Source organism: Streptomyces hygroscopicus subsp. hygroscopicus (assembly GCF_001553455.1).
Taxonomy (GTDB): domain Bacteria; phylum Actinomycetota; class Actinomycetes; order Streptomycetales; family Streptomycetaceae; genus Streptomyces; species Streptomyces hygroscopicus.
Genome location: NZ_BBOX01000304.1, coordinates 26,653 through 34,693, shown reverse-complemented (window position 1 = coordinate 34,693; position 8,041 = coordinate 26,653). Strand labels below are relative to the sequence as shown.

The 8,041-nt window shown below is 72.2% G+C and carries 6 protein-coding genes; all 6 read left to right on the top strand.

The genetic code is table 11. From position 1 onward, the window contains the following. Positions 1-736 precede the first annotated feature (736 nt). The 6 genes from AXW62_RS28095 to AXW62_RS28070 all read left to right on the top strand — a co-directional run bounded on the left by AXW62_RS28095 (position 737) and on the right by AXW62_RS28070 (position 7,974). Positions 737-1,579 (top strand): nitrilase-related carbon-nitrogen hydrolase, encoded by an 843-nt coding sequence (locus tag AXW62_RS28095; RefSeq protein WP_060946975.1) that lies wholly within the window; start codon positions 737-739, stop codon positions 1,577-1,579. After that, positions 1,576-2,931, top strand: a complete 1,356-nt coding sequence (locus AXW62_RS28090) for an aspartate aminotransferase family protein (protein WP_060946974.1) — start codon at positions 1,576-1,578, stop codon at positions 2,929-2,931. Before AXW62_RS28095 ends, AXW62_RS28090 begins: the two co-directional genes overlap by 4 nt. Then, complete coding sequence (hydA, locus tag AXW62_RS28085) at positions 2,928-4,331, top strand: dihydropyrimidinase (RefSeq protein WP_060946973.1); 1,404 nt, start codon at positions 2,928-2,930, stop codon at positions 4,329-4,331. The genes AXW62_RS28090 and hydA overlap by 4 nt, the downstream gene beginning before the upstream one ends. Positions 4,332-4,345: 14 nt before the next feature. After that, positions 4,346-5,347 carry a TIGR03842 family LLM class F420-dependent oxidoreductase gene (locus AXW62_RS28080; protein ID WP_060946972.1) on the top strand — a complete coding sequence of 334 codons (1,002 nt, stop codon included), beginning with the start codon at positions 4,346-4,348 and terminating at the stop codon, positions 5,345-5,347. Between the two features lie 343 nt (positions 5,348-5,690). Then, a complete protein-coding gene (locus tag AXW62_RS28075) occupies positions 5,691-6,518 on the top strand; it encodes an inositol monophosphatase family protein (protein WP_060946971.1) in 828 nt (275 codons plus the stop codon). A gap of 43 nt (positions 6,519-6,561) precedes the next feature. Further along, on the top strand, positions 6,562-7,974 hold the full coding sequence (locus AXW62_RS28070) for a phytoene desaturase family protein (RefSeq protein ID WP_174556442.1): 1,413 nt from the start codon (positions 6,562-6,564) through the stop codon (positions 7,972-7,974). Positions 7,975-8,041 lie beyond the last annotated feature (67 nt).

Genomic DNA, 8,041 nt, shown 5'->3' with positions numbered 1-8,041 from the left:
GGCGGGGGATGGGGGGCGCGGCGCCGCCGCCGGGCGCCGGGCCCGTTGGTGTGGGCGCCGGTGGCGGCTGCCGTGCTCGGTGGTCGGGGCCCCGCCGGACTGCGGGCAGACCAGCCCTCCCCCTACCCCCAAAAACGCTTGATCTGGCGCAACTAATTTGTCAAGCGTTTTTCAGAGGGGGTACCCCACCCCTGCTGTCCGGCGTCGACGTTGGCCCCTGGTCGCGGGAGCCGCCACCGGCCCTCGCGCGCACCGGCCCGGCGCCCGGCGGCGAGTGCCCGGCCCGGCACCTCCTGCCCCGCTGCTCAATGGCGCCGAAGGCGCGAGGCGAAACCCGCACCCAGCAGAGCCGATCAGCCCAACAGAGCCGAGAGCCGTCCAGCCCAACCGCGTCGAGCGGCCCAACAGAGCCGAGAGCTGTCCCGCCCAACAGAGCCGATCAGCTCAACCGAGCCGTCCAGCCCAACAGGGCTGATCAGCCCAACCGCGCCGACCGGCCCAACCGCGCCGACCGGCCCAACCGCGCCGACCGGCCCAACCGCGCCGAGCGGCCCGGCCGGGTGGCGACCAGCCCAGCCAAACCGAGCAGCCCAGGTGAGCGCCCCAGGGCCGACACCATGCGAAAGGTGATCGTCGTCGTTGAGTAACGACGGCGGTATTGCCAGAGTGGTCAGTGCGCTTCTACGTTCATCACAGCCGGATTCTACGTGCGTAGACACAGGTTGAGGAGCTGATCATGGCCAACCTCGTACGTGCCGCTCTCGTCCAGGCCACCTGGACCGGCGATACCGAATCAATGATCGCGAAGCATGAGGAACACGCCCGGCAGGCGGCGGCGCAGGGCGCCAAGGTGATCGGCTTCCAGGAGGTGTTCAGCGCCCCGTACTTCTGCCAGGTGCAGGATGCGGAGCACTACCGGTGGGCGGAGCCGGTGCCGGACGGGCCGACCGTACGGCGGATGCGGGAGCTGGCGCGGGAGACCGGCATGGTGATCGTGGTGCCGGTGTTCGAGGTCGAGCAGTCGGGGTTCTACTACAACACCGCGGCCGTGATCGACGCAGACGGCCAGTACCTGGGCAAGTACCGCAAGCACCACATCCCGCAGGTCAAGGGGTTCTGGGAGAAGTACTACTTCAAGCCGGGAAACCTGGGCTGGCCGGTGTTCGACACGGCCGTGGGCCGGATCGGCGTGTACATCTGCTACGACCGGCACTTCCCCGAGGGCTGGCGCGAGCTGGGGCTGGCCGGGGCGCAGCTGGTCTACAACCCCTCGGCCACCTCGCGCGGGCTGTCGGCCTACCTGTGGCAGCTGGAACAGCCCGCCGCGGCCGTCGCCAACGAGTACTTCGTCGCCGCGATCAACCGCGTGGGGACCGAGGAGTACGGGGAGAACGACTTCTACGGCACCAGCTACTTCGTCGATCCGCGCGGCCAGTTCGTCGGCGACGTGGCCAGCGACAAGGAGGAGGAGCTGGTCGTCCGCGACCTCGACTACGGCCTCATCGACGAGGTGCGCCAACAGTGGGCGTTCTACCGCGACCGACGCCCCGACGCCTACGAGGGGCTGGTGAAGCCATGAGCGACGACGTCACCCACGGCACCGGGACCGATGCGGCCACCGGCCCCCACGCGGCCCTGTACGCCCGGCACCGGGCCGTCCTGCCCGACTGGCTCGCCGTCTACTACCAGCGCCCCATCGAGATCACCCACGGCGAGGGACGCCACGTCTGGGACGCCGAGGGCAACCGCTACCTGGACTTCTTCGGCGGCATCCTCACCACCATGACCGCGCACGCCCTGCCCGAGGTCGCCAAGGCGATCAGCGAGCAGGCGGGCCGCATCCTGCACACCTCCACGCTCTACCTCGACCGCCCCATGGTCGACCTGGCCGAGCGGATCGCGGCGCTGTCCGGCATCCCGGACGCGCGGGTCTTCTTCACCACCTCCGGCACCGAGGCCAATGACGCGGCCCTGCTGCTCGCCACCACCTACCGCCGCTCCAACCAGATCCTGGCGATGCGCAACAGCTACCACGGCCGCTCCTTCTCAACCGTCGGCATCACCGGCAACCGGGGCTGGTCGCCCACCAGCCTGTCCCCGCTGCAGACGCTGTACGTACACGGCGCGGTGCGCACCAAGGGCCCGTTCGCCGGGCTGTCCGACGGCGAGTTCATCAAGGCGTGCGTGGCCGACCTCGAGGACGTCCTCGGCCAGGCGCACGGCAATGTCGCCGCGCTGATCGCCGAGCCGGTCCAGGGCGTCGGCGGCTTCACCTCCCCGCCCGACGGGCTGTTCGCCGCCTTCCGCGAGGTGCTCGCCCGGCACGGCATCCTGTGGATCACCGATGAGGTGCAGACCGGCTGGGGCCGCACCGGCGACCACTTCTGGGGCTGGCAGGCACACGACGGTTCCGGGCCGCCGGACATCCTCACCTTCGCCAAGGGCATCGGCAACGGCATGTCGATCGGCGGTGTCGTCGCCTCCGCCCCGGTCATGAACTGCCTGGACGCCAACTCGATCTCCACCTTCGGCGGCAGCCCCATCACCATGGCCGCCGGTCTGGCCAACCTCAACCACCTGGTCGAACACGACCTCCAGGGCAACGCGCGCCGGGTCGGCGGGCTGCTGATCGAGCGGCTGCGCGCCGCCTGCGCCGGTCTGGACACCGTGCGCGAGGTCCGTGGCCGGGGGCTGATGATCGGTGTCGAGCTGGTCGAACCGGTCACCGGCCGTCCGTCCCCCGAGGGCGCGGCCGCCGTGTTGGAGGCCGCCCGGGAGGGCGGGCTGCTCATCGGCAAGGGCGGCGGGCACAACAGCAGCGTGCTGCGCATCGCCCCGCCGCTCAGCCTCACCGTCGCCGAGGCGGAGGAGGGCGCGGCGATCCTCGAGGCGGCGCTGAGGAGCGCCCGGTCCGGAAGGAGCGCGAGCTGATGTCCCGTACCGTGATCCGCGGCGGACTGGTGGTCACCGCCGCCGAGGAGACCGCCGCCGATGTGCTGGTCGAGGACGGGAAGGTCGCCGCCCTCGCCGCGTCCGGCAGCGAATGCGCCCGGGGCTGGACCGCCGACCGCACGATCGACGCCACCGGCAAGTACGTCATCCCGGGCGGGGTCGACGGACACACCCATATGGAGATGCCGTTCGGCGGCACCTTCGCCTCCGACACCTTCGAGACCGGCACCCGGGCGGCGGCCTGGGGCGGCACCACCACCATCGTGGACTTCGCCGTCCAGTCGCAGGGCCACGCCCTGCGCGAGGGGCTGGACGCCTGGCACCTCAAGGCGAGCGGCAACTGCGCCATCGACTACGGCTTCCACATGATCCTCTCCGATGTGAACGACAGCTCGCTCAAGGAGATGGACCTGCTGGTGGACGAGGGCGTGACCAGCTTCAAGCTGTTCATGGCCTATCCGGGGGTCTTCTACAGCGACGACGGGAAGATCCTGCGGGCCATGCAGCGCGCCTCCGTCAACGGCGGGCTGATCATGATGCACGCCGAGAACGGCATCGCCATCGACGTGCTGGTGGAACAGGCCCTGGCCGAGGGCAGAACCGACCCCCGCCACCACGGCGAGGTCCGCAAGGCGCTGCTGGAGTCGGAGGCGACCCATCGCGCCATCCAGCTCGCCCGGGTGGCGGGCGCCCCGCTGTATGTCGTCCACGTGTCGGCGAAGGAGGCCGTCGCGGAGCTGGCCCGCGCCCGTGACCTGGGGCTTCCGGTGTTCGGTGAGACCTGTCCGCAGTATCTGTTCCTGTCCGCCGACAACCTCGCCGAACCCGGCTTCGAGGGCGCCAAGTACGTCTGCTCCACACCGCTGCGGCCGGTCGAGCACCAGGCCGCGCTGTGGCGGGGGCTGCGGACGGGCGACCTCCAGGTGGTCTCCACCGACCACTGCCCGTTCTGCTTCACCGGGCAGAAGGAGCTGGGCCGGGGCGACTTCTCCAAGATCCCCAACGGAATGCCGGGCGTGGAGCACCGGATGGACCTGCTCCACCAGGCCGTGGTGGACGGCCGCATCTCCCGCCGCCGCTGGATCGAGATCGCCTGCGCCACCCCGGCCAGGATGTTCGGCCTCTATCCGCGCAAGGGCACCATCGCGCCCGGGGCCGACGCCGACATCGTCGTCTACGACCCGCGGGCCCAGCAGACCCTGTCCGCCGCGACCCACCACATGAACGTCGACTACTCGGCGTACGAGGGCAAGCGGGTCACCGGGCAGGTCGAGACCGTGCTGTCGCGCGGCGTTCCCGTCATCGACCGGAGGGAGTACACCGGGCGGGCCGGGCACGGCCGGTTCCTCACCCGCGAGACCTGTCAGTACCTCATCTGAGCCGGGGAGCGAGCATGGACTTCGGACTCGTCCTGCAGACCGATCCACCCGCGTCGGCCGTCGTGGAGCTGATGCGCCGGGCCGAGGACAGCGGCTTCCGCTACGGCTGGACGTTCGACTCCGCCGTGCTGTGGCAGGAGCCGTTCGTCATCCACAGCCGGATCCTGGACCGGACCGAGCGGCTGATCGTGGGGCCGATGGTCACCAACCCCGGCACCCGCACCTGGGAGGTGACCGCCTCCACCTTCGCCACCCTCAACGAGATGTACGGCAACCGCACCGTCTGCGGCATCGGCCGCGGCGATTCCGCGCTGCGGGTGGCGGGCCGCAAGCCCAACACCCTCGCCCGCCTCGGCGCGGCCATCGACGCCATCCGGGACCTCGCGGAGGGCAGGGAGGCCGTCGTGGACGGCACCCCGGTGCGCATCCCCTGGATCGAGGCCGGCAGGCTGCCGGTGTGGATGGCGGCGTACGGGCCCAAGGCGCTCGCGCTGGCGGGGCAGAAGGCCGACGGGTTCATCCTGCAGCTCGCCGACCCCTTCCTGACCGAGTGGATGGTCAAGGCGGTGCGCGACGCCGCCGCCGGGGCCGGGCGCGATCCGGACGCGATCACCATCTGCGTCGCCGCCCCCGCGTACGTGGGCGACGACCTCGACCACGCCCGCGAGCAGTGCCGCTGGTTCGGCGGCATGGTCGGCAACCACGTCGCCGACCTGGTCTCCCGCTACGGCGAGCACTCCACCGCCGTCCCCGAGTCCCTGACCACGTACATCAAGGCCCGGCAGGGGTACGACTACGCGCACCACGGCCGCGCCGGGAACCCGGACACGGCCTTCGTCCCCGATGAGATCGTCGACCGGTTCTGCCTGCTCGGTCCCGCCGAGGCGCAGATCGAGAAGCTGGAGCGGCTGCGCGCACTGGGGGTCGACCAGTTCGCCGTCTACGCGATGCACGACGCGAAGGAGCGCACCATCGACGCGTACGGCGAGCGGATCATCCCCGCACTCACCGGCTGACCGCCCGCCGCCCCCGTCGGCCGGTCGCTGTCGCGCCCTGTCGGTCGGTCGCTGTCGCGTTCCGGTGACCGGTTGTCGTGACGCCCCGGTGACCGGTTGCGTGGCGCCCCCGTCGGTCGGTTGCCGTCGCGCCTCGGTGACCGGTCGCCGTCGCGTCCCGTCGGCCGGTCTCCGGGGACCCCGGTGACCGGCCGAACGCATGTCGTGCGCGCCCGTGAGCGGGGCCCGCGGCGCGGGCCCCGCCGCCCGCGCCGCCGCCCGCACGGCGATGCGTTCACCTCGGGGACACCGTCCGGCAGCCACCGCGCCACCGGCCGTCGCGGAGGCGTGATTCGATGAGCGCATGATCGAAGAATTTCTCGCCGGTGGTCTCGGCGCGGTGGAGGAGGCGGTCCGCACCGCGGTCGCCGACGAGGTCATGCCGCGGTACCGGCAGCTCGCCGCCCATGAGATCGTCGAGAAGAAGGGCCCGCACGACCTGGTGACCACCGCCGACCGGCAGGCCGAGGAGCATCTGACCGCCTCCCTCACCAAGCTGCTGCCCGGCTCCGTGGTGGTGGGCGAGGAGGGGGTGCACGCCGACCCCTCCATGCTCACCGCCCTCGGCGGCGACGCGCCGGTATGGATCGTGGACCCGGTCGACGGCACCCGCCAGTTCGTCCACGGCGACCCCGGCTTCGCGACCCTGGTGACCCTCGCGCACCACGGGGAACTCCTCGCCTCCTGGACCTACGCCCCGGTGCTCGGCCACATGGCCATAGCCCGCCGTGGGCAGGGCGCATGGCTGGGCGGCGAGCGGATCCACAGCGGCTCCCCGGAGCGCGGAGCCGACCTCCATGTCGCCATCTCCCACTTCGACTTCACCACCGACGCCGAGAAGCGCGCCCTCGCGGGCCTGCGGGCGCCGGGAGTTGCGGCGCGGCCCTGCGGTTCGGCCGGTCTGGAATATCTGAACGTGGCCCGGGGGCTGCTCGACGCGACCGCCTTCACCTGGGAGAACGTCTGGGACCACGCCGCCGGGCTGCTGCTGGTCGGCGAGGCGGGCGGGGCGCACGCCACGCTCGGCGGCGAGCCGTTCCGGATCGCCGGGGGCAATGCCCTTCCTTTCACGGCGGCCAGGGACGAGGCGACCGTTCGGCATATCCTGGGCCTGCTGGCCGCCGCCGGCTGATCGTTCCACTGATTCCTCACGAACGGGGGCCGACGTGCCGTCCATGCTCGACGCGGTAGTGGTGGGTGCCGGGCCGAACGGGCTGACCGCGGCCGTGGAACTCGCCCGCCGCGGCTGCGCGGTGGAGGTCTTCGAGGCCGCGGACACCATCGGCGGGGGCGCGCGCACCGAGGAGCTCACCCTCCCCGGCTTCCGGCACGACTCCTGCTCCGCCGTGCACCCCCTCGCCATCGGCTCCCCGGCCTTCGCCCGGATGCCGCTGGCCCGGCACGGACTGGAGTGGCTCCACCCCGAACTGCCGCTCGCCCACCCCTTCCCGGACGGCACGGCCGCGGTGCTGGCCCGCTCGGTCGGCGAGACGGCCAGGTCGCTCGGCCCGCGCGACGCCGGTACCTACCGCCGGCTCATCGCGCCCTACCTCGGCACCTGGGCCACCCTCGCCCCCGACATGCTGCGCACCCACTGGAACGGGGTGCCGCGCGACCCGGTCACCTGGGCCCGCTTCGGACTGCACGCGATCCAGCCCGCCGCGCTGCTCGCCGGGCCGCTCCGCTTCCGCGACGAGAAGGCGCGTGCCCTGTTCGCCGGGCTGTCCGGGCACGCCATCGCGCCGCCCAGCGCGGTCGGCACCGGCGGCCCCGCCCTGATGTTCGCCCTGGCGGCCCATGAGGTCGGCTGGCCGATTCCGCGCGGCGGCTCCCAGTCGATCGTGGACGCGCTGGGGGCGTATCTGCGCGAACACGGTGGGACCATCCACGTCGGCACCGAGGTCAAGCGGCTCGATGAACTGCCGCCCGCCCGCGCGTACATCTTCGACACCTCACCGCGCGCCCTGGCCCGTATCGCCGGTCTCGGCAACGCCTACCGCCGCTACCGCTACGGGGCCGCCGCCTTCAAAATCGACTACGCGCTGTCCGCCCCGGTGCCCTGGACCGCGCCCGACGCCCGGCGTGCGGGCAGCATCCACATCGGCCCCACCTCCGGTGAGATCGGCGCGGCACTGCGGGCCGCCGTCGAGGGGCGCGATCCCTCCGTACCGTTCCTGATCACCAGCCAGCCGACGCTTTTCGACCCCTCCCGCGCCCCGGAGGGCAAGCACACCTTCTGGGCCTACGGCCACGTGCCCAGTGGATGGCAGGGCGACGCCACGGAGGTGATCGAGCGTCAGATAGAGCGCTTCGCCCCCGGCTTCCGCGATCTGGTCCTCGCCCGCGCGGTGGCCGGACCGCCCGAACTCGCCGCGCGCAACGCCAACTACATCGACGGCGACATCGGCTGCGGCGCCTTCGAGGGCCTCCAGACGGTCATCCGGCCCAAGTTCGCCCGCGTCCCGTATGCCACCGCCCACCCGGCGGTCTTCCTGTGCTCCTCCGCCACTCCGCCGGGGCCCGGGGTGCACGGGATGTCCGGGCACCATGCGGCGCGGGCGGTGTGGCGGAGGCTGCTGGCGCGGTAGGGCCCGGGGGCCGGACCGGCCCGGAGCGCCGCGGCCCGGACAGGTCCGGAGCGCCGCGGCCCGGGCA